This window comes from Streptomyces sp. NBC_01390 (assembly GCF_045040105.1).
GTDB lineage: Bacteria > Actinomycetota > Actinomycetes > Streptomycetales > Streptomycetaceae > Streptomyces.
Window position 1 is genome coordinate 9461090 of sequence record NZ_CP109551.1, and the last position, 20131, is coordinate 9481220.

19 protein-coding genes are annotated in these 20131 nt (G+C 69.8%); 5 read left to right on the top strand and 14 right to left on the bottom strand.

Annotated features, from left to right (window positions below; genetic code table 11):
* Window positions 1–56: 56 nt before the first annotated feature.
* The 4 genes from OG241_RS42465 to OG241_RS42480 all read right to left on the bottom strand — a co-directional run bounded on the left by OG241_RS42465 (window position 57) and on the right by OG241_RS42480 (window position 4448).
* Complete coding sequence (locus OG241_RS42465) at window positions 57–998, bottom strand: carbohydrate ABC transporter permease (protein ID WP_405823374.1); 942 nt, start codon at window positions 996–998, stop codon at window positions 57–59.
* Window positions 995–1876 (bottom strand): carbohydrate ABC transporter permease, encoded by an 882-nt coding sequence (locus tag OG241_RS42470; protein WP_405823375.1) that lies wholly within the window; start codon window positions 1874–1876, stop codon window positions 995–997. The genes OG241_RS42465 and OG241_RS42470 overlap by 4 nt, the downstream gene beginning before the upstream one ends.
* Before the next feature lies 1 nt (window position 1877).
* Complete coding sequence (locus OG241_RS42475) at window positions 1878–3266, bottom strand: ABC transporter substrate-binding protein (protein WP_405823377.1); 1389 nt, start codon at window positions 3264–3266, stop codon at window positions 1878–1880.
* A gap of 138 nt (window positions 3267–3404) precedes the next feature.
* Window positions 3405–4448 carry a LacI family DNA-binding transcriptional regulator gene (locus OG241_RS42480; protein WP_405823379.1) on the bottom strand — a complete coding sequence of 348 codons (1044 nt, stop codon included), beginning with the start codon at window positions 4446–4448 and terminating at the stop codon, window positions 3405–3407.
* Between the two features lie 302 nt (window positions 4449–4750).
* On the opposite strand from OG241_RS42480, the gene OG241_RS42485 reads away from it, so the two are divergent.
* Together OG241_RS42485 and OG241_RS42490 are read left to right on the top strand one after the other, a co-directional pair.
* Complete coding sequence (locus OG241_RS42485) at window positions 4751–5905, top strand: M20 family metallopeptidase (RefSeq protein WP_405823381.1); 1155 nt, start codon at window positions 4751–4753, stop codon at window positions 5903–5905.
* A gap of 55 nt (window positions 5906–5960) precedes the next feature.
* Window positions 5961–6185: a hypothetical protein gene (locus tag OG241_RS42490; RefSeq protein ID WP_405823383.1), complete on the top strand. Its 225-nt coding sequence runs from the start codon at window positions 5961–5963 to the stop codon at window positions 6183–6185.
* Between the two features lie 87 nt (window positions 6186–6272).
* On the opposite strand, the gene OG241_RS42495 is transcribed toward OG241_RS42490, so the two are convergent.
* The 10 genes from OG241_RS42495 to OG241_RS42540 form a co-directional block, all read right to left on the bottom strand.
* Window positions 6273–8462, bottom strand: coding sequence for an ArnT family glycosyltransferase (locus OG241_RS42495; protein WP_405823384.1), 2190 nt, complete (start codon window positions 8460–8462; stop codon window positions 6273–6275).
* Window positions 8462–9121 carry a glycosyltransferase gene (locus tag OG241_RS42500; RefSeq protein ID WP_405823385.1) on the bottom strand — a complete coding sequence of 220 codons (660 nt, stop codon included), beginning with the start codon at window positions 9119–9121 and terminating at the stop codon, window positions 8462–8464. The genes OG241_RS42495 and OG241_RS42500 overlap by 1 nt, the downstream gene beginning before the upstream one ends.
* A gap of 124 nt (window positions 9122–9245) precedes the next feature.
* Window positions 9246–9851 (bottom strand): GTP-binding protein, encoded by a 606-nt coding sequence (locus tag OG241_RS42505; protein ID WP_405823387.1) that lies wholly within the window; start codon window positions 9849–9851, stop codon window positions 9246–9248.
* Window positions 9838–10194: a DUF742 domain-containing protein gene (locus OG241_RS42510; protein WP_405823389.1), complete on the bottom strand. Its 357-nt coding sequence runs from the start codon at window positions 10192–10194 to the stop codon at window positions 9838–9840. The genes OG241_RS42505 and OG241_RS42510 overlap by 14 nt, the downstream gene beginning before the upstream one ends.
* Window position 10195: 1 nt before the next feature.
* Window positions 10196–10621, bottom strand: coding sequence for a roadblock/LC7 domain-containing protein (locus OG241_RS42515; RefSeq protein ID WP_006377390.1), 426 nt, complete (start codon window positions 10619–10621; stop codon window positions 10196–10198).
* Window positions 10622–10635: 14 nt separating this feature from the next.
* Window positions 10636–13089 (bottom strand): nitrate- and nitrite sensing domain-containing protein, encoded by a 2454-nt coding sequence (locus OG241_RS42520; RefSeq protein ID WP_405823391.1) that lies wholly within the window; start codon window positions 13087–13089, stop codon window positions 10636–10638.
* Between the two features lie 234 nt (window positions 13090–13323).
* On the bottom strand, window positions 13324–14343 hold the full coding sequence (locus OG241_RS42525; RefSeq protein WP_405823393.1) for a substrate-binding domain-containing protein: 1020 nt from the start codon (window positions 14341–14343) through the stop codon (window positions 13324–13326).
* Between the two features lie 449 nt (window positions 14344–14792).
* A complete protein-coding gene (locus tag OG241_RS42530) occupies window positions 14793–15608 on the bottom strand; it encodes an SAM-dependent methyltransferase (RefSeq protein WP_405823395.1) in 816 nt (271 codons plus the stop codon).
* Between the two features lie 72 nt (window positions 15609–15680).
* A complete protein-coding gene (locus OG241_RS42535) occupies window positions 15681–15980 on the bottom strand; it encodes a DUF397 domain-containing protein (protein ID WP_405823397.1) in 300 nt (99 codons plus the stop codon).
* A gap of 1 nt (window position 15981) precedes the next feature.
* Window positions 15982–16857, bottom strand: a complete 876-nt coding sequence (locus tag OG241_RS42540; RefSeq protein WP_405823398.1) for a helix-turn-helix domain-containing protein — start codon at window positions 16855–16857, stop codon at window positions 15982–15984.
* Window positions 16858–17264: 407 nt separating this feature from the next.
* Between OG241_RS42540 and OG241_RS42545 the strand changes: the two genes are divergently transcribed.
* The 3 genes from OG241_RS42545 to OG241_RS42555 all read left to right on the top strand — a co-directional run bounded on the left by OG241_RS42545 (window position 17265) and on the right by OG241_RS42555 (window position 20120).
* Entirely contained in the window at window positions 17265–18104 is an 840-nt protein-coding gene (locus OG241_RS42545; protein ID WP_405823399.1) for an ATP-binding protein, read from the top strand.
* Window positions 18055–18669: a hypothetical protein gene (locus tag OG241_RS42550; RefSeq protein ID WP_405823401.1), complete on the top strand. Its 615-nt coding sequence runs from the start codon at window positions 18055–18057 to the stop codon at window positions 18667–18669. Before OG241_RS42545 ends, OG241_RS42550 begins: the two co-directional genes overlap by 50 nt.
* A 308-nt stretch (window positions 18670–18977) precedes the next feature.
* Window positions 18978–20120 (top strand): MFS transporter, encoded by a 1143-nt coding sequence (locus tag OG241_RS42555; protein ID WP_405823403.1) that lies wholly within the window; start codon window positions 18978–18980, stop codon window positions 20118–20120.
* Window positions 20121–20131: the final 11 nt, after the last annotated feature.

Here is a 20131-nt window from a genome sequence, read left to right on the forward strand (position 1 = left end):
AGTCAACCTCCAGTGGGGGAAGGGGAGTTGGGTAACTCGCGCGGCTGGGCCGGGAGTTACTGTTTGACGCCGCCGGTGGCCAGGCCGCTCTGCCAGTACCGCTGGAGCATCAGGAAGGCCACGACGAGCGGGATCACCGAGATCACCGACCCGGTCACGACCAGCGCGAGCATGTCGCTGCTGGCGCCCGCCCCGCCGTTCTGCGCCTGGGCGGCCCAGGAGGAGAGCCCGACCGTGATCGGGTACAGGTCCGGGTCGTTGAGCATGATCAGCGGCAGGAAGTAGTTGTTCCAGGTCGCCACCAGCGTGAACAGCAGCACGGTCACCAGCCCTGGTGCGAGCAGCCGCAGCACGATCTGGGAGAAGATCCGGAACTCCCCGGCCCCGTCCATCCGGGCGGCTTCGAGGATGCTGTCCGGCACCGCGTCCTGGGCGTACACCCGCATGAGGTACAGCCCGAAGGGGCTCACCAGCGAGGGCAGGATGATCGCCCACGGCGTGTTCACCAGGCCCACCTTGGCGAACAGCAGGTACGTCGGAATGGCCAGGGCCGTCGCCGGCACCATGACCGCGCCGAGTACGAGGTTGAAGGCGGCGCCGTTCCCGCGGAACCGGAACTTGGCGAACCCGTACCCCGCGGCCGCCGCCAGGATCGCGGCGCCGACGGAGCTGACACCGGCGTACAGCAGGGTGTTGAGCAGCCAGTGCAGGAAGACGCCGTCGTCCTGGGTGAAGGTCAGGCGGATGTTCGTCAGCAGCTGCGGCGCGTCGGAGAACCACAGGCCGAAGCTGTTGATCAGGTCATGGGTGCTCTTGGTGGAGGCGATCAGCAGCCACAGGAGCGGCAGGAGGAAGTAGGCGAGTACCGCCAGCATGGCGATGGTGAGCGGTGTGCTGCGCCGGCGGGCCGGTCGGCGACGCCGCTGCTGCTCGGCGGCTTCGGGCGCCTGGCCGGCCGTGAGAACCACGCTTCCGGCAGGGGGAGTTGTGGTGGTCACGCGGGCCTCCTGCGGTTCGCGGTGAGCAGGAAGGCGTACGAGATGATCACGATCAGCAGGCCGAGGAGGAAGGAGACGGCCGCCGCGTAGTTGATCTGCTGGCTGGTGAAGGCGAGCGTGTAGGCGTACAGGTTGGCGGTGTACGAGCTGTCGATGACGTCCGGGACGATCTTCATCAGCAGGTTGGGTTCGTTGAAGAGCTGGAAGCTGCCGATCACCGAGAACAGCAGGGTGAGCGTCAACGCGGGCCGCAGCGCCGGGAGTTTGATGGACCAGGCGATCCGCCAGGCCCCCGCTCCGTCCAGCGCGGCGGCCTCGTACAGGTCCGCCGGAATGGTCCGCAGGGCCGCGTACAGGATGATCATGTTGTAGCCGACGAACTCCCAGGTCACGATGTTCGCCAGGCTGCCGAGCATCCAGCTGTCGGTCAGGAAGTGCGGTGCGGGCAGGGACAGTTTGTCGCTGAGCTGGGCGAACGGGCCGAAGTCCGGGCCGTAGAGGTAGCCCCACATCAGGGTGGCGACCACGCTCGGGACGGCGTACGGCACGAAGATGCCCAGCCGGATCACCCGGGACAGCCGCAGCAGGCCGCTGTCCAGGGCGAGGGCGAAGAGCAGGGCCAGCAGCAGCATCACCGGGACCTGGATCACGAAGAAGGTCGCCACCCGGAGGACACCCGCACGGAGCTGCGGGTCCTTGACGGCGGTGACGTAGTTCTCCAGGCCGACGAAGGACGTTCCGCCGACCAACTTCTCCTGGAACAGGCTCAGATAGGCCGCGTAGCCGAGCGGAGCGAGGAACAGGAGGAGGAACAGGGCCATGAACGGGGCGATGAACAGCGGGCCCGCCGACCGGGGCCGCGCGAGGTGCCTGGGCATGTCAGGGAGCCGCCTTCACGGTGAAGCCCTGGCTCTTGGCGAACGTGGTGATCCGCGTCTGCCAGCCCGCGAGCGCGGCGACCGTGTCGGTCTTCCTGGCCAGCGAACGGCCCACGGTCTCCGTCCAGTCGGTGGCCACCTGATCGAGGAACGGCGGCCACTGGAAGGAGGGGTTGACCTGGTCGCTGATGCCGGCGAAGACCTCGTTGACCTTCTGGCCGCCGTAGAAGGCGGGCGTGTCGCCGAGGTAACCCTGGTCCGCGAGCAGCGCCTTGGTGGCCGGGAAGAAGAACTGCTTCGTCGCGAACATCTTCGCGCTCTCGGGGTCGCTGTTGAGGAACTGGGCGAACTGGGCAGCCGCGATGGGGTTCTTGGTGGACCGGATCACCGCGGTCGTCGAGCCGCCCCAGTTGCCCGCGCTCGGCGCGGACGCGTCCCACTGCGGCATCGGCGCCGCCCGCCACTTGCCTGAGGTGTCCTTCGCCGACCCGGAGAGAAACGCCGGGCCCCAGGCCCCGGTCATCCAGGTCGCGTACTTGCCCTTGTTGAGCGCCGCGTACCAGGAGTCCGTGAAGTCCGGCTCCACACCGATGACGCCCTCCTGCGCGAGCCCGCCCCAGAACGCGCCGAGCTTCTTGGAGACCGCGTCGTCGACACTGACGGTGATGTCGCTCTTGCCGGAGGTGACGTAGGGCTTGGCCCCCGCCTGCCACAGCAGGCCGTGCCAGGCGGCCACCTGGTTCGCGGCGAGGTTGGTCAGATAGACGTCCGGGTCGGCCTTGTGCAGCTTGCGCGCGGCCTCGGCGAACTCGTCCCAGGTCTTGGGGACTTGGATGCCGTGCTTGTCGAAGATGTCCTTGCGGTACAGCATGCCCATCGGGCCGGTGTCCTGCGGGATCGCCCAGAGCTCGCCGTCGCTGCCGCTGACCTGGCTCCAGGTCCAGTCGACGAACTGCGACTTGAGAGCGGAGGCGCCGTACGGCCGCAGGTCGAGGAGGCTGTCGGTGATCGTGAAGGTCGGTATGGCCTGGTACTCGATCTGCACCATGTCCGGGGCGCCGCTGCCGGCCTTGAGGGCCGTACGCAGCTTGGTGTACTCCGGGACGCCCTGACCGGCGTTGACGGCCTTGATCCTGATCGCCGGGTACTTCTTCTCGAAGAGGGCGATCTCCTGCTCGATGTTCGGGACCCACGTCCAGAACGTCAGCTCGGTCGGGGTCTTCATCGCCTTGTCGATGTCGGCCTGGCTGACCGGCTTCGACGAGGTCGAGCCGCTGTCGGAGCCGCCCCCGCCGCAGGCGGTCAGGGCCGCGCCGAGCGAGGCGGCGCCGGCCGCGGTGAGGAGGAGACGACGGCTGATGGCAGAGGAGGAGGCGATGTTTCTGGGCATGGTGAACTCCGGCCGGGGCGAAAGGGAGTGGAGAGAAGGCAGAGAAGGCAGACGTGAGAGAGACGGCTGAGAAGGAAGGGAGGCGGAGATGCGGGGGAGGGGGCCGCAGGTGGGGCTGACCGGCCTTTGTCGGTGCGGCTACCGGTGGGGCGGGGGTGCGGTGGAGGACCGTACGACGAGGTCGACCGGTGGGTCGCTCGGCGGCAGGGGGTCCGCGTCCGGTTTCTCGATGGCGTGCAGGAGCCGTTTGAGGCCTTCCTGCGCCACGGCGTCGAAGGGCTGGCGCACGGTGGTGAGCGGCGGTGTGATGTACGCGGCGACCGGGATGTCGTCGAACCCGACCACGCTGACGTCGTCCGGCACGCGCAGGCCGGCTTCCGTCAGGGCCCGGATCAGCCCGATGGCCATGTCGTCGTTGGCGGCGAACACGGCGGTCACCGAGGGGTCGGCGGCGAGCTGGCGCCCCGCCGCGTATCCCGAGGCGGCCGACCAGTCGCCCACGACGACGGGCGGCTCGGGCGCTCCATGGGCCGCGAGGGCGGCCCGCCAGGCGGTGAGCCGGTCCCTTGCCGCGTACCAGCGTGGCGGTCCCGACAGATGATGGACCGTCACATGGCCCAGGTCCAGCAGGTGTTGGGTCGCGGCCCGGGTCAGCAGGTCCGCTCCGCCGCCCGAGGTGACCGGGCGGGAGGTGGCGAAGGGCGTCGGTGCGCCGATGACCAGGACCGGCACGTCGACGGAGAGTCCCGCCGCACTCGTCCCCTCGTCGATCGGCTCGGAGACGACGATGCCGTCCACCCCCTGTTCGAGGAGTGAGCCGACGGCGCCGGCGACGCCCGCGGGGTCGCCCTCCATCGTGTTGACGACGCGCAGCGCGTACCCGGTGTCCCGGACGGCGCGCTCGATACCCATGAGCAGCGAGGCGGGCCCGTACAGGGCGGTGCCCAGCGTCACCACGCCGATGGATCTCGTGCGCCCGGAGGCGAGCGCCCGGGCCGCGTTGTTCATCCGGTAGCCGAGGTCCTCGGCGGCCTGGAGAACACGGCGCCGTACGTCCTCGGAGACGTACGGCTCGCTGTTGAAGACCCTGGACACGGTCTTCTGCGAGACCCCCGCGAGGCGTGCCACGTCGACACTGCGAGGCGTCGACGAGGTCGCACCCCGTCCTGTCTGTCGTGTCACGGTGACTCCCGGTGGCCGGTGCCCACGGTAGCCGGAGGGTGACCTTGGCTGCCGTGGACATGACGTGGAACCGCGCTCGCCAGTTTTCTGACTGCGCTGTCATGACTGCGCAGTCATATCTACGCAGTCGGAGAGGGCGCGTCAAGGGTTCGCGCAATGCGGGCGTAACTTTTCGAGCTCCGGGCGGCAGCCGCGAGGCGGCCTTCAGCGGCGGTCGGCGTCCATGACTCACCGGGTTTCTGGGTAGCTACCGGGTTTGCCACGCCGTCCCGTGTCGTCCCGCGCCGTCCGAGGAGCTGCCCGTGTCACCGCACGACATCGAGTCCCTGGCCCGTACCGCCCTGCCCGAGATGATCGACGACCTGCGGACACTGGTCGAATGCGAGACCCCCAGCGACGACAAGGAGCTGCTGAGCGCCGGACTCGCCGCCATCGAGGACCTGGCGCTTCGGCGTCTCGGCCCGCCGGACGACGCCGTGCGCCACGACGGCGGCGAACACGGAGACGTCCTGGAACTCCTCTACCGGGGCACCTCCGAGACCACGGTGCTGCTGCTCGCCCACTACGACACCGTGTGGCCGGCCGGCACCCTCACCGAGTGGCCGTTCACCGTGACCGACGACGGGCGGGTGAGCGCGCCCGGCGCCTTCGACATGAAGTGCGGTCTGGTGCAGGCGATCTGGGCGCTGCGGCTGCTGCGTGAACGGGATCTGCCGCGCTCCACGGTCCGCCTGCTCCTCAACGGGGACGAGGAGATCGGCAGCCCCTTCTCCCGCCCCCACATCGAGCGGCTCAGCGAGCAGGTGGCGGCCACGCTGGTGTGCGAGCCGGCTGCGGGTCCCGACGGGGACCTGAAGACGGCCCGCAAGGGCGTCGGCCTCTTCGAGGTGGCCGTGGAGGGGGTGGAGGCACACGCCGGCCTCGACCCGTACGGCGGCGCGAGCGCCGTGCACGCCCTCGCCGAACTGGTCACCCGGATCGCCGGGTTGGGCTCACGGGAGCACGGCACGACGGTCAACGTCGGGGTGATCAGCGGCGGTACGGGACGCAACGTCATCGCCGGACATGCCCGCTGCGGTGTCGACGTGCGCATCGCCGACCCCGCCGAGGCGGCCCGCGTCGACGCCGAACTGGCCGCCCTCACGGCCTCGGATCCCCGGGTACGGGTGTCGGTCTCCGGCGGCTGGAACCGCCCGGCGATGGTGCCGACGCCAGCCTCCGAACTCCTGGTCAAACAGGCGCAGTCGGTGGCCGCCGAGCTGGGCCTGACGATCCGTGAGACGGGCGTGGGCGGGGCGAGCGACGGCAACTTCGTCTCCGCGCTGCGACGCCCGGTGCTGGACGGCCTGGGCCCGGTGGGCGGGGGCGCGCACGCCCGGGACGAACATGTGCTGCTGGCCCACGTGCCCGCCCGTACCGCGCTCCTCGCGGGGCTGCTGATGGCCCACGCGGAATAGGCGGACGTCCGCGTACGCTGGAAGTACGGTCGGCTCCAGGCGAACGGGGATCGGGATGACGTACGAGGCGAAGGTCGAAACGAAGACCGAGACGAAGGCCGAGGCGATGGTAGAAGCAGGGGCCCCGGAAACCGCCGAGGCGGTCCGCCAGGCCCGCTTCGGGCACCTGCCGGAGCGGATCCGCGTGGAGGACATGGTGGCGGCGCAGCCGGCGTCCGTGCCGGATCCGGCGACGGGTGCGTACAACGAGGACGAGTGGCTGGTCCGGTACTGCCTGTGAACTGAGGCGGTGCCCGTCGGACGCGGGCGGGCGGGCCGCCGGAGGGATTCCGGTGGCCCGCCCGTGGGAGCGTGCGGAGCGGGTCGGTCAGCTGACGTCGGACGTGTCCAGACGGTACAGACCGCTACTGGTCGACGTCGTGGACGTGCTTGAGGTGGACGAACTGGTGCTGTAGGCCGAGGAGTTGACGGCCGTGCCGTGCTTCTTCACCCAGGTGGCGATCTCCGAGTTCGTGCCCTGGCCGGTGTCGCTGCTGACGATGATGTAGTGCAGCTTGCCCGACTTCACGAGGCTCTTGAGCTTGGCCAGGGTCATGGCGTTGTCGCTGCCCGACCAGCCGCCCATGGAGATCACCGGCTGGCCCGACTCCAGGATGATCGAGGACGCCGTCTGGTCGGTGGCCACCGCCAGCAGCCAGGTCGCGCCGTCCTGGTGCTTCTTGAGGTACGTGATCATGTCGGACGACACCTGGGTGCCGCCGCCCATCCCGCCGCCGCTCGGACGGGTGCTCGACTCGGCTGCCGCCTCCGACGAACTCCCGCTGGTGGACGAGGTGTTGCCGGACGGGGGCTGACCCATGGACCGGCCGCCGCTGTTGCTCGTACCGCTGCTGCTGCCACTGGTACCACTCGTACTGCTGGAGCCCTGCGGAGCACCGCCACCGCCGCTGCCCATGCCCCCGCCCATTCCGCCGCCTGTGCTGGGGCCGGCCGTCGGGTTCGTGCCGTTGGTGGAGCTGGTGGCCGCCGAGGCGGAGTAGGCCGCTGGGCCCGCGAGGAGGGCGACGACCGCCGCCAGGGCCGCGATGCCCAGCAGGCGCTGCCGCTTCATGAACCGGCCGGTCAGCAGGCCGACGACCGAGACCGTGGCCGCCACGGCCACGACGATCTCCGCGATCGTGTACAGGGTGCCGGAGCCCGAGACCCGCTGGAGCAGCACGACCGCCCAGACGGCGCTCGCCGCGACCGCCACCGGCAGCACCCAAGCCCTCCCCCACGCTCGGCTTCGCTCGCGCGGGGGGACCCCCACGACCGCCGAGCCCTCGCGGAAGGCGCGGTACAGCATGACGCCGCCGGCGCCCGCCAGGGCCGCGATGCCCGGGGCCATGGCCGTGACGTAGTACGGGTGGAAGGTACCCTCGGCGAGGGCGAAGGTCAGGTAGTGCAGGACGAACCAGCCGCCCCACAGCATCAGCGCCGCCCGCTTGGCGTCCGTACGAGGTGCCCGGCCGCGCAGGACCAGGCCCGCGACCAGGGCGATCAGGGCGAACGGGATCAGCCAGGAGATCTGGCCGCCCATGATCTCGTTGAACATCCGGTAGAGGCCCGAACTGCCACCGAAACTCGCGCCGTTGCCCTGCGAGCCCACCGACGAACTCGCCCCGAAGATACGGCCGAAGCCGTTGTAGCCGATGACCAGGTCCCAGACGGTGTTGTCGGTCGAACCGCCGATGTAGGGGCGGGAGGAGGCCGGGATCAGGTCGACGATCACCATCCACCAGGCGGAGGAGACGACCAGCGCCACCGTGGCCACCGTCAGGTTGCGAAGGCGCCTGCCCAGGCTCGCGTTCGCCGCCCAGAGGTAGACCAGGAAGAAGACCGGCAGGACGACGTACGCCTGCATCATCTTGGTGTTGAACGCGAAGCCGATCGCGACCGCCGACCACACCAGCGGCATCAGCCGGCCCGTGCGCACCGCCTTCATCAGGGCCGCCGCGCCCAGCAGCATCAGGAAGACGAGGATCGGGTCCGGGTTGGTGTCCCGGGTGATCGCCACCGTGATGGGGGTCAGGGTGAGGGCCAGGGCCGAGATCGTCGCCGCGACCGGTCCGAAGTCACGCTTCACCATCCGGTGCAGCAGCGCGACCGAGCCTGTGCCCACCGCGACCATCGGCAGCATCAACTGCCAGGTGCCGTAACCGAACACGCGGGCCGACAGGCCCATCACCCAGAGGGCGAAGGGGGGTTTGTCGACGGTGATGAAGCTGCCGGAGTCCAACGCGCCGAAGAAGAACGCCTTCCAGCTCTTCGTACCGCTGTACACGGCGGCGTCGTAGAAGGTGTTGCCAGTGATGGAGGAGAGGTTCCAGGCATAGAGCGCCGTGGCCAGGAGGAGGATGCCCCAGAGGGTGGGGCGGGTCCAGCGCGGGTCCTCGGGGGATCCCGTGAACAGGCGCCGGGCGCGGGCCGCGAGGCCGCCGTCCGAGGGCGGGGGTTCGGCCCGGTGGCGGTGGTTCGGCGCGCTGTCGCGGGTCGGCGGCGGGACGAGGGTCGTCATTACGCGTACTCCAAGCTGGGGACGGGGCTGCTGATGTGTTGGGGTGCGCCGACCGGGGTGTGGCCATGCGGTACGGGGACCCGGGAGCGGCCGGTGAGACCGGCGCGCAGCATCCGGCGTACGCCCCTGAGGTCGTCCAGGGCGGTGCGGACCAGCAACTCGGTGTCGAAGAACCAGGAGTTGTCCTGAATGTGCGGCTCCAGGGACCGGGAGACGTCGGTGCGGACGGCCTTGAAACCGCCCTGGGCGTCGGAGGTGGGGGTTCCCCCGCTCGAACCGAGCCGAGAGTGGGGGAGGGCCGGGAGGCCGGACTTCAGCAGGGCGTTGTACGAGCGGGAGACGAACTCGCGCTTCGGGCCGCGCATCACGTCGGCCGTGGAGCGGCTCCGCACGTGGTTCAGGGCGCGGCCCCGGCCCTTGGCGTCCAGACGGACGGCGTGGACATGGGGGAGGCGGAGCGCCGGCTCGGTCGCCGCCCGCCAGGTGGTGTCAGTACTCGCGCTGTCCGCGACCGTGATCCGGAACGGGAACGGGAAGGAGGCTTCGAGGTGGGCGTGGAGACGGCCGACGCTGTCGGCGAGTACGTGCGCCTCGTTGTACACCGGCACCACGATCTCGACCGAACGCTGCCGGACGCCCCTCGCGTTCGTTTCGTTCATGCCAGTGACGATCGGGGCCGTATCTGGGGCGACCCTGAGGCGACTCTGAGCGACGAATGAGAATCAGCGGACTCACAGCCCGCCCACAGGAGCCCAGTGGTACGTGCCTTACTGACACGTGACTTCAGGCCGTGTGCGCGTTGCCGCCGCCCGGGGTCGCGGACGCTATCAGCTGGTCGATCAGCGCTATCAGCACGTCCCGGCACGAGTCCCGGTCCCGGGCGTCGCACAGCAGGACCGGAGTGTGCTCCGGCAGCGCCAGCGACTCCCGGATCTCGTCCGGCTCGTACGGATGTTCCCCGTGGAAGCCGTTCACCCCGACGACGAACGGGATGTCCCGCCGCTCGAAGAAGTCGATCGCCGCGAAGCTCGACTCCGGCCGGCGCACGTCGATGAGGACCACGGCCCCCAGCGCGCCGATGGCCAGGTCGTTCCACATGAACCAGAACCGTTGCTGACCCGGCGTACCGAAGAGGTACAGGATCAGTTCCTGGCTGAGGGTGATCCGGCCGAAGTCGAGGGCCACGGTGGTGGCCTTCTTCTGCTCGATGCCGTCGAGGTCGTCGATGCCGAGGCCGGCCGCCGTGAGCGGCTCCTCGGTGCGCAGGGGCACGATCTCGCTGACCGAGCCGACCATCGTCGTCTTGCCCACGCCGAACCCGCCGGCGATGAGGATCTTGACCGTGTCGGGCGCCGAGGTCCCGTTCAGGGTCGGGTCAGAGCCGGCCAAGGCCGTCCCTCACTTTCTTGAGCAGGTCCATGTCCGTGGTGCGCGAGATCTGCCTCGGGGACTGGGCGGTGATCCGGCCGGCCTCCAGCAGATCGCACAGCATGATGACGACCACGCTCACCGGCAGGTCCAGATGGGCCGCGAGTTCCGCCACCACCACGGGACGAGCACACAGCCGCAGGATCCGAGCGTGCTCGGGCTGCGGGCGCGTGGGCCCGTCCGGCTGCGGCTCCACCGCCGTCACCGACGTGATCAGAGTGAAGTCGGCGCGGCTGGGCCTGGTCCGCCCGCCGGTCAGCGTGAACGGCCGTACGAGACGGCCGGCCGCGTCGCTTCCGTTCACCTCACTCGCCGGCCGCGCCGACGACCCCGGCACGCGGGGCCGCGCTGAGGTGCTCACCGATCTTCTTCACCAGCATGTTCATCTGGTACGCCACCACCCCGACGTCCGCGCCCTGGCTGGTCAGCACCGCGAGGTGGGCGCCCGGGCCGGCCGCCGTGAGGATCAGGTAGCCGTTGCGCATCTCGATCAGCGCCTGGCGCACCGGGCCGCCCCGGAAGTCCATGCTGACGCCCTTGCTGAGGCTCATCAGCCCGGACGCGGTCGCCGCGAGCCGCTCGGCGTCGTCACGCAGAAACGCCGTGGACCTGCTGACGACCAGTCCGTCCTCGGAAAGCACGACGGCATGGTTGACCTCGGCTACCCGGTCCACAAGTCCGGTGAGCAACTGGTCGAGCTCGGTGTGCGTGGCGGGGGTGGGGCGTGTCATTTCTCTGTCCTTCATCAGCGGTCTGCGGGCGGAGTCGAGGTGACCGGAGTGCCTGCGTCGGGGAGCGGTGCGTCAGGTTCCTGAGGAGCGTTGTCCTCCCCTTGGTCGTACTGCTCTTCGGCGTCGTCGTCACGGGCCTGGAGGGTTCCGCGCTGGAAACCGGAGAGCGAGGAGGCCGCTCGCTCCGCCGAGAACTCGTCGAGCGCGTCCTCGGACGTGCCGTCCGGTTCGGTGTCCTCCAGCAGCTCGGCGGCCAGACTGGTCTGCGGAACCCGGCGCGGCAGCGGGGTGAGCCCGCCCTTGCGGGCGGCGGCGCCACCGAGTTCGGCCTTGCGCTCACCACCCGGACCCGCGCCCCGGTCCGCCCCGACGAGGACGCCGGGCCGGGAAGCGGAACCGGCGTCGGCGGTCCGGACGCGGGCCACGGCGGACTGCGTCTCCCGGACCCGCTCGTGCGCCGGGCGGTCCGCGACGGCCGGCCCGGGCGCCTCGGCGGACGCCTCGTCCGACACCGACAAGTCCGTGTCGGGCGCGCTGAGTTCCCGTACGACGACCTCGTGCGGAATCAGCACGATCGCCGTCGTACCGCCGTACGGCGAGGAGCGCAGCGTGACCTGGATGCCGTGCCGGACGGCGAGGCGCGCGATCACGAACATGCCGAGCCGCAGGTCGTCGGCGAGGGCCACCACGTCGAACTGCGGGGCCTTGGACAGGTGTTCGTTGAAGGACGCGTAGTCGTCCTCGGACATGCCGAGTCCGCGGTCCTCGACCTCGATGGCCAGGCCCTTGGCGACCATCGCGGCCCGTACGCCCACCGGGCTGGGCGCGGGGGAGTAGGCGGTCGCGTTGTCGATCAGCTCGGCCAGCAGATGGATGACGTCGGCCACCGCGGGCGGCGCGAGGTACACGTCCTCCTCGGTCTGCACCTCCACCCGCTGGTACTGGGCGACCTCACCGACGGCACTGCGCAGGATGTCGATCAGCGCGACCGGCTCGGTCCAGCTGCGGCCGGGCCGTTCACCGCTGATGATGACGAGGTTCTCCTCGTAGCGGCGCAACTGGCTCGCCGTCGAGTCGAGTTCGTACAGGCCCTTGAGGATCTCCGGGTCCTGGTGGGCGCGTTCCAGCGCGTCCAGCTTGGTGAGCTGGAGGTTGACCAGGTTCTGGCTCTGCCGGGCGATGCCCAGGATGACCTTCTGGAAACCCCGCCGGGTGTCCGCGAGTTCGACCGCGGTGTGTACGGCGGTACGCTGCGCGGCGTTGAACGCCTGTGCCACCTGGCCGAGTTCGTCGTCGCCGTAGTCCAGCGGCGGGGTGGCCGACTCGACGTCGACCTTCTCGCCCCGGTTGAGCCGCGCGACCACGTCCGGCAGCCGCTCCTCGGCAAGGCCCAGGGTCGCCACGCGCAGCCCGCGCAGCCGACGGGACAGGGACCGGGTGATGCGCCAGGACAGCAGCACGCACAGCACCAGTCCGCCGAGTCCACCGGCGCTCAGCACGGCGGCCTTGATCAGCAGCGAGTTCGCCTCGTCGGCGCTGCGGGTGAGGAGCCCGCGGGTCTCGTCGTCGATGAGCGAGCCGTACTGGAGGCTCAGTTGGTCTATCGCGGCCGACCACTGCTTCTGCCTGCCGGGCAGGGTGACCTTCCGTTCGGCGCCGCCGCCGGGCGTGCCCGACGCCAGCACCTGGTCCTCGACGGAGTTCACGGTCCGCCAGGCAGGGCCCGCCAGGATCGCCTCGGTGCGGGTCTTCGCCGTACCGGTGAGGGACTGGATCAGCTGGTCCTCGACGACCCAGCGCCGGGCGCTGACCAGCCGGACGTAGGACTCCCACTCCTTCTGGTCGAAATGCCCCGAGGGCCAGGCCAGGGTGAGCTGGGAGTCCTCCTGGGCAACCAGTTCGGCCGCCTGCTCCAGTGACACGAGTGGGCCGGCCTGCGAGGTGAGGTCGCCGTCGTCGACCTGGGAGAGCGCCTGGAAGGCGTGGATCTGGTTGTCGATCATCGACGAGTACTGGTCCAGCACCTGCTGGGGGGAGATGTCGGTGAGACGGTCGACCTGCCCGCGGTAGTACTCCAGGCTGCCCGTCGCCGCGATGACCGAGTACATCCGCTCCCCGATCCGGTCGGGGGCCTCCTGGACGGCCCTGGTCTGTCCGACCAGTTTCGCGACCGCCGCGTCCGTCGCCTTGCGCTGCGCGTCCAGGGCGGCGCGGTCGCCCTTGGGCGAGGCCAGCCACTCGGCCGACAGGGTTCGCTCCTTCTGCAGCGCGAACGTGGCGTCGGTGCCCATGGCTCCGGTCGCCTCGCTGAGTTCGGTCTGGTCCCGCAGTCGCATGCCCTCCGAGAACATCTGAATCGTCGTCACACCCCACATCGCGGCGAGGAGGACGCTGGGAACCAGTGCGAGGAGGATCAGCGAAAGACGTATGGAGCCGAGACGGCGCCGGGCACCTTTGCGTGGAGGCATCGTCGTCCTAGGGCGATCAGCGGTGGGTGGGAGTGACAATTGGCAGGTGACGGGTGGCGGGTGAGAGCGGAAACGGAACAGGTGGCGGAAGCCGCCCGGGTCGGCAGGATGCTATCCGTACAAGTGAACGTACACACCGTGAGCCCCCAAAGCTTGGCGTAGCCGTTGTACGACGGTTGCTGGCCAAGGGGGTTCGGGAGCGCACCGGAAGGGGATACGGAACGTCCGTGTCGCTCAGCGGGTGCCGTCGGCCGCGAACCTGGCGACGTCGGCGATGTTCTGCTTGGTGACGAAGGCGGGCCCGGTGAGCACGGGAGCCGATCCACCTCCGCTGAAGTTGCCGTTGGACTTGTACAGCCAGAGCGAGTCGACAGCGAGATAGCCCTGGAGGTACGGCTGCTGGTCCACGGCGAACTGCACGGCACCACTCTTGATAGCGCCCACGATGTCGTTGTTGAGGTCGAAGGTGGCGATCTTCGCCTTGCTGCCCGAGTCGTCCACCGACTTCACCGCCGACAGCGCGAACTGTGCGCCCATCGTGACCACTTCGTCGATGCTCGGGTCCTGGTTCAGCCGGGCCGCGATGACCGCGGACACCGTGTCCATGTCGGTGCCGTTCACGTACAGGTTCTCGGTCTCGCCGGTGAAGGTCTTCTTCACACCGGCGCAGCGCGCCTCCAGGGCGACGTTCCCCTGCTCATGGATGACGCAGAGGGCGTGCTTGACCTTGAGCGAGTCCAGCTTGTCGCCGAGAGCCCGGCCGGCGGTGCTCTCGTCCTGGCCGAAGAACTCCAGCAGACCCGCCGAACGCCACGCGTCGATACCCGAGTTGAGGCCGACCACGGGAATCCCCGCCGCCTTCGCCTGCGAGACCACGCTCTTCATCGCCTCCGGCTTGGCGAGGGTCACGGCGATCCCGTCGACCTTGTTCTTGACGGCGTCGCGCACCAGATCGGCCTGGGCGGCGGCATCGGGGTCACTCGCGTACGTCAGCTCGATGTTGTCCTTCGCCGCAGCGGCCTGCGCTCCCTTCTGCACCCGCTCCCAGAAGGCGTCGCCCTTGGCTCCGTGGGTGATCAGGGCGACCTTGATCCGGGCGGTACCGGCGCCGGCGGCGCCCTGGCCGGAGTCCTGCCCGTCGGAGCCGGAGCCCGAACAGCCGGCCGCGAGGAGACAGACGGCGGCCAGACCGGCGACAACGGCCGTGACACGGACGGATCGTGTGGAACCGGAAGTGGCGGAGGGTGTGTTCATGGAAGCGCGGCACCTCGCTGTGCGGCCGAGGAGAGAAGGGAGGGGGAGGGAGAGGGGGAGAAGCAAGGGGCAGGGGGCAAGGGGAGGGACGAGAACGGAGTGCGGGTACGGCGAAATCCGTGCGATCGCCGGTCGACGTGCACCGACTGTCCGACTTTCGCTGGGGCGGAGCCAACCGGATGTGACGCCTGGTAGTCAAGTGAGCAACGAGTTGGAACCGCGTCCCCGGCTCATGTGATCCCCTCGGAGGTCCTGGGTGGTAATCAGAAGGATTACCGGTGCGGAGGGGGAATGGAAGGGGAAATGGGGCCTCCGGTTCCCCTTTGTGCCCCGGGGTTCACCAATTCGTCGAGAGTCGGAGGGGGCAGGGGCTCCGAGGGTGCGGGGGTCCGTTCGCCCTGGCGGCGTGCCAGGGTGACACGGACCCCCGCGGGTTCTACGTGTACGTACTACGGCTTTCGGGCCACCGCCCCGTACATGGCGATGTCCTCGTCCCGGATACCCTCCCCGCTCGTCGCGTCCGGGTGCCACTTGTGGACCTGGACGATTCCCGGCTCGATCAGGTCTAGGCCCTCGAAGAACTGCTCGGCCTCGGGGTACGTGCGCAGGCGCATCGGCATGTTGCGGGCCTTGTACTCGCGGGCCACCCGGCCCACCTCCTCCGGGGCGAACTCGGCGGTGCCGATGGTCATCGCCAGGTAGCTGCCCGAGGGGAGGGGGTCAAGGAGACGGCGGACGATGCCCACCGCGTCGTCCTCGTCCAGGACGAAGTGGACGATCGCGATCACCGTGAGGGCGACCGGCTGGGTGAGATCCAGGGTCTCGCGGAAGTCGGGGGAGTCGAGAATGGCCTCCGGGTGCTGGAAGTCGGCCTCGATGTACGCCGTCCGGCCCTCCGGGGTGCTGGACAGCAGGCCCTGGGAGAGGGTGAGGACGATCGGGTCGTTGTCGACATAGACCACCCGTGACTCGGGAGCCACCGCCTGGGCGATCTCGTGCAGGTTGGGGGAGGTGGGGATGCCGGTGCCTATGTCGAGGAACTGGCGGATGCCCGCTTCCTTGGCCAGGTAGGCCACCGCGCGGTTCATCCAGTCGCGGTTGGCCTTCATGTGGATCGGCATGGCGGGCCACTCGTGCGACATGGCGTCGCCCGCTTCCTTGTCGGCGGGGTAGTAGTCCTTACCGCCGAGGATGTAGTCGTAGATCCGCGCGGAGTGTGCGTTCTCCGTGTCGATTCGGTCGGCAGGCCATCCGTTTTCGGGCACGCCGCCCTCCCATTCAGCTCGTGAGTCCGGTTCTGAGTCAGGTCAGTCAAGTCTCAGTAGAAACAAGGCAGTTCAGAGCAGGAAGTCTGCGTCACCCGCCTTGACGCCGGCCAGGAAACTCGTCATCTCATGCGGGGTGAAGACCAGGGCCGGGCTGTCGGGATCGGTCGACTGGCGGACGGCGACCCGGCCGTCGGCGAGCTTCTTCACCTCGACGCAGGCGCCGCCCGCGTCGTCGCTCCACGGCTTGGACCAGCCCCGTGAACCGAGTTCACGGGCCGGCATGCCGTTGCGGACGGGGTGGGAGTGGACAGAGTGGCCGGAGTGGCCCGAGTGGGTGTTCGTGAGGTGGGGATGCGTGGGGTGGTGCATGTCAGAGCTCCTTGCGAATCGCACCGAGGAGAGCCTCGGTCTTTCTGGCGGGCGCCGACTGCGCGCCCAGCCGGTCCAGAGCCTCGCGATAGACGACGACGTCGTCGCCCTTGTCGAGATACACCGCGCCGACCAGACCGCTCAGATAGACGATGTCCGGCAACTCGGGTGCCCTGAACCGGAAGAGATGGAACGCCCCGGCCCGCATCGCGGGATGCGGGCCGTTGCCGAACGGCATGATCTGCAAGGTCACATGGGGCAGCGCGTTCATCTCGATCAGATGGTCGATCTGTGCGCGCATCACCTCCGGACCGCCGACCGGCCACCGCAGCACGGTCTCGTCCATCACGATCCACACCCGCGGCGGCGCCGGACGGGTCAGCAGTTCCTGGCGGCGCAGACGCAGTGCCACGCGCCGGTCCGTCGCCTCGGAGGAGCCGTGCGGATTGCCGGCCCCCAGCAGCGCACGCGCGTAGTCCGCCGTCTGGAACAGACCCGGCACGAACTGCGCTTCGTACGCGCGGATCTGCAGCGCCGCCTGCTCCAGGCTCAGATATGCGGCGAACCAGTCGGGCAGTACGTCCCGGTAGTTGTGCCACCAGCCGCGCTTGTTGGCCTCGCGGACCGACTTCAGGAACGTGTCGATCTCCTGCTGGTCCGTCACCCCGTACGTCTGCAGCAGTTTCTCGACGTCCGGCAGACGCAGGCGGGCCACCTTGGCCGCTTCCATCCTGCGGATCGTGGAGTGGCTGACACCGATCGCCATACCCGCGTTCTCGAACGAGAGACCGGCGCGCGTCCGCAGCTCCTCCAGCTGTCTGCCGAGGATCATGCGCAGGACGGAGGGGGCGCCGCCCCAGTCGGTCTCCGCGGTCACGCCAACCCCCTCACGCCGGGCTCAGGGTCGCAGTCTGTCACGATCATCTTTCGACGGAAGCAGCATGCACCCCACAAAATGCAAATTTCAACTTGCTGGTTGCGAGCCGTTGTTGTCAGGTGTCACAGTGTTCGTACCTTCCCGGAAACGGTGAACGACGAGTGTGAACGGCCCAGTTGGGGGAGAAGGGGCTGCAACCTGTGCTGTTTTGATGCAGGTTGACCTACTCGCGGGTCATCTCGGGGCGGTGTCGCACCGGCCAGGGTGCGCAGGCAGACGAAAGGCGAACGGCGATGGCTCCGCCCTCCCTCCCCCAGCCGCTCGGCCGAATGCCCGGCGGCCGACGTGCCGGCCGCCCAGACAACTCGGCTCTCCCGGACCCTGTCGGTCACTCTCCGCAGTCGGACATGTTCGTTCTGCCCGCGGCTCCCGCCTCCGTGAGTGCGGCCCGCCGGAAGGTGCGCGAACTGCTCGACGCCTGGGGCGTCGACGCCGACACCTCCGACAACGCCCTTCTCATCACCTCCGAACTCGTCACCAACGCCCTCACCCACACCGCCAGCGAGCGGATCGTCTGCCGACTGCGCCTCTCCGTCGGTCGGCTGCACGTCGAGGTCGAGGACGAGAACCGTGCCGGGACCCTGCCGGCCCAGCGCCGGCCCGGCTTCGACGAACAGTGCGGGCGTGGGCTCCTGTTGGTCGGCGTCCTGAGCAGCGACTGGGGCGTCCGCGACGCCCCGCACGGCTCCGGTCGCATTGTCTGGGCGGAACTCCCCACGGCGGAAGCGGAGTTGACGGAAGCATCCCCGGCGATACCACCGAGCACGGCGTCGGCGGCACCCGCACCATCGGCACCGGTCGCTACGGCGACTGCCATCGAGGCGACGACTCCCACCGGCGTCGCGAGCCCCGCCGAGCCGGCGACTGTCGCCGAGGCGGCGCTGCTCGCACCAGCGCCGGTCAGAGCAGCCGCATCCGTCTCGGCTCCGGCTCCGCTTCCCCCGGGCGCCCATGCCACCGCGCCCACCCTGGCCCTCCCGACCGCGCCATCCATCGTCCACGCGGCCCCCACTTCCCCCACCGCCCACGCAGCCCTCGCTGCCCCCGCCGTACAGGTCGTCGCGTCCGCCCCCTGGCATCCGTCGGCCCCGCACCGCATCCGGCCCGTCCCCCACTCGGCCGAAGGAATCGCCCCACATGGACCGTATGGAACGACAGCACCGCATCCCCCGTACTCCCGCTCCTGACCCGCGCCCGCTCGCCCCGCGTGGCCCGGTCGCCCACCCGTCCCTCGGGTCACACGCACCCCATCCGTCTCACGTCCCCCACGCGTCTCGCCCTCTCCAGTCCGTCGCCACCCACCTCTCGGCCCCGCCGCCGCTCCACGCGTCCCCCTCGGCCAAGGTCCAGCGTGCGCACTTCGGTCCCTCCGGCCACCTCGTCCTTCCCGCCCGGCTGGCCGCCGGCCTCGGTTGTGACGCCGTCGGTACGCCCCGTGAGCACGGGCAGCGGATCATGGACTCGTTGCCCCACGCCGGCTGTGTCTTCGCCGACGACCAGTGCTGGTGGTGGATCGTCCCGTCCGGTTCCCACATCGGTGTCACCTGGCCCCCGAGCACCCGTTACCGGGTCGGCGCCCAGCTGGCCGACCCGTCCTGGACACGCACCCGACCGGCGTCCCCGTCCGCCCGGCCCCGGCTGATCCACAGCCCCGAGGGCGACTCCCCGTACACCCCGCCGATACCGCTGTACGTCCTCGCCTGCCGGCTGGCCGGCAGTGTTCCCAGCTGGTCACTCGGCGCGGGCGGCTGATCCCGCAATCTCTCTCGCGAATTCCCTGAGGCGAAAGGCCTCGGGGGATCTTGACGGCACAAATGTTACCGGTAACATTTGTGCCGTCCCCGCATCGGCGCGAGGACGAGTCAGCCGCGTTCTCCACCAAGGCGACGGGAGTCCACGTGACCGACCAACCCTCCGGGCGTCCGGCGGTCACGGAGCGACGGGCTTCCTCGGTGCCCTCTTTGGATCCCGTGGCTCCTGTGCCTCCGGCAGTCCCTGGGGCTCCTGCGGGCCCTACGACCCGCGTAACCGCGACCACTCCCGTCTTCAGCCCCGTCGCCGTGGTCGCCTCCTGCCTCGGCTTCGTGCTGATCGGGGTCATCCAGGCCCTGTACGGCCCGTCGATCCCGGCCTTCCGTGAGGAGTTCGGGCTCTCCCCGTCGGCCGCGGGTCTCGGTCTGAGCGCCCACTTCGCCGGCGGGGTCGTCGGGGTGCTGCTGTTCGACCGGCTGCACGGGCGGATCGGCAACCGGCGCATCCTCGGCAGCTCGTACGTGCTGATGGCGGTCGGTGCCGCGGGCTTCGCGCTGGCGCCGAACTGGCCCGTCGCCCTGGCCGCCGCCCTGCTCGCCGGGCTCGGGTTCGGCGGTATCGACTACGGCCTCAACCAGTTGTTCGCGGTCGGCTTCGGCGAGCGTTCGACGGCGATGCTGAACATCCTCAACGCCCACTTCGGCGTCGGCGCGATCCTCGGTCCGGCGCTGATCGGCGCGGTCGGCTCCGAGCACTATCCGGCCGTCTTTCTGGCCTTCTCCCTCGCCAACCTGCCCCTGCTGCTGTGCCTTCGAGGCGTACGGGAGCACCTTCCGCAGTCGGTTCCCACGCCCGAGTCCGACGCGTCCGGCGAGTCCGGCCGTCCCGGCGGACAGGTGCTCGCCCGCAGCCTGGTCTCCGTGATCGGTGTCTTCGTCACCCTCTACGTCCTGCACGTGGGTATCGAGGCGGGCGTCGGCGGCTGGGAGCCGACGCACCTGGAGACGGTCGGCTACGGGGCCACAGCCGCCGCCACGGCCACCTCCGTGTACTGGCTGATGATGACCGTGGGCCGGTTCCTGGCCGCGCCGCTCGCCCTGCGTTTCTCGCCGCAGACGATCGTCGCGGTGTCCTGCGCCGGTATGACCGCCTGCCTGTTCCTGGCCGCCGTACCTGGACTCGCCCCCTACGCCTACGCGGGCGTCGGCCTCTTCATCGCGCCGATCTTCCCCACCGGACTGCCCTGGCTGAACCGGGCCGCCTCGGGGGCGCGAAGAGCCGGCGCCGTGGTCATCGCCGCATCGATGGCCGGGGGAGTGGCCGCGGGGCCGGCGCTCGGCAAGGCCATCGAGTGGTCCGGCGTACGGGCCGTGCCACTGCTGCTGGGCGGGGTCTCGGCGCTGTGCCTGGCGGCAACGGTCTGGCTGATCCGGGCGACCCGGGCCCGATGAACGCACCAACG

Bases quoted from the DNA above. Each gene is read 5' to 3' on its own strand.
- OG241_RS42525 (WP_405823393.1), bottom strand. From the start codon at position 14,343: ATGAACACACCCTCCGCCACTTCCGGTTCCACACGATCCGTCCGTGTC.
- OG241_RS42475 (WP_405823377.1), bottom strand. From the start codon at position 3,266: ATGCCCAGAAACATCGCCTCCTCCTCTGCCATCAGCCGTCGTCTCCTC.
- OG241_RS42550 (WP_405823401.1), top strand. From the start codon at position 18,055: ATGGACCGTATGGAACGACAGCACCGCATCCCCCGTACTCCCGCTCCT.
- OG241_RS42490 (WP_405823383.1), top strand. From the start codon at position 5,961: ATGACGTACGAGGCGAAGGTCGAAACGAAGACCGAGACGAAGGCCGAG.
- OG241_RS42515 (WP_006377390.1), bottom strand. From the start codon at position 10,621: ATGACACGCCCCACCCCCGCCACGCACACCGAGCTCGACCAGTTGCTC.
- OG241_RS42545 (WP_405823399.1), top strand. From the start codon at position 17,265: ATGTTCGTTCTGCCCGCGGCTCCCGCCTCCGTGAGTGCGGCCCGCCGG.
- OG241_RS42495 (WP_405823384.1), bottom strand. From the start codon at position 8,462: ATGACGACCCTCGTCCCGCCGCCGACCCGCGACAGCGCGCCGAACCAC.
- OG241_RS42520 (WP_405823391.1), bottom strand. From the start codon at position 13,089: ATGCCTCCACGCAAAGGTGCCCGGCGCCGTCTCGGCTCCATACGTCTT.
- OG241_RS42535 (WP_405823397.1), bottom strand. From the start codon at position 15,980: ATGCACCACCCCACGCATCCCCACCTCACGAACACCCACTCGGGCCAC.
- OG241_RS42470 (WP_405823375.1), bottom strand. From the start codon at position 1,876: ATGCCCAGGCACCTCGCGCGGCCCCGGTCGGCGGGCCCGCTGTTCATC.
- OG241_RS42500 (WP_405823385.1), bottom strand. From the start codon at position 9,121: ATGAACGAAACGAACGCGAGGGGCGTCCGGCAGCGTTCGGTCGAGATC.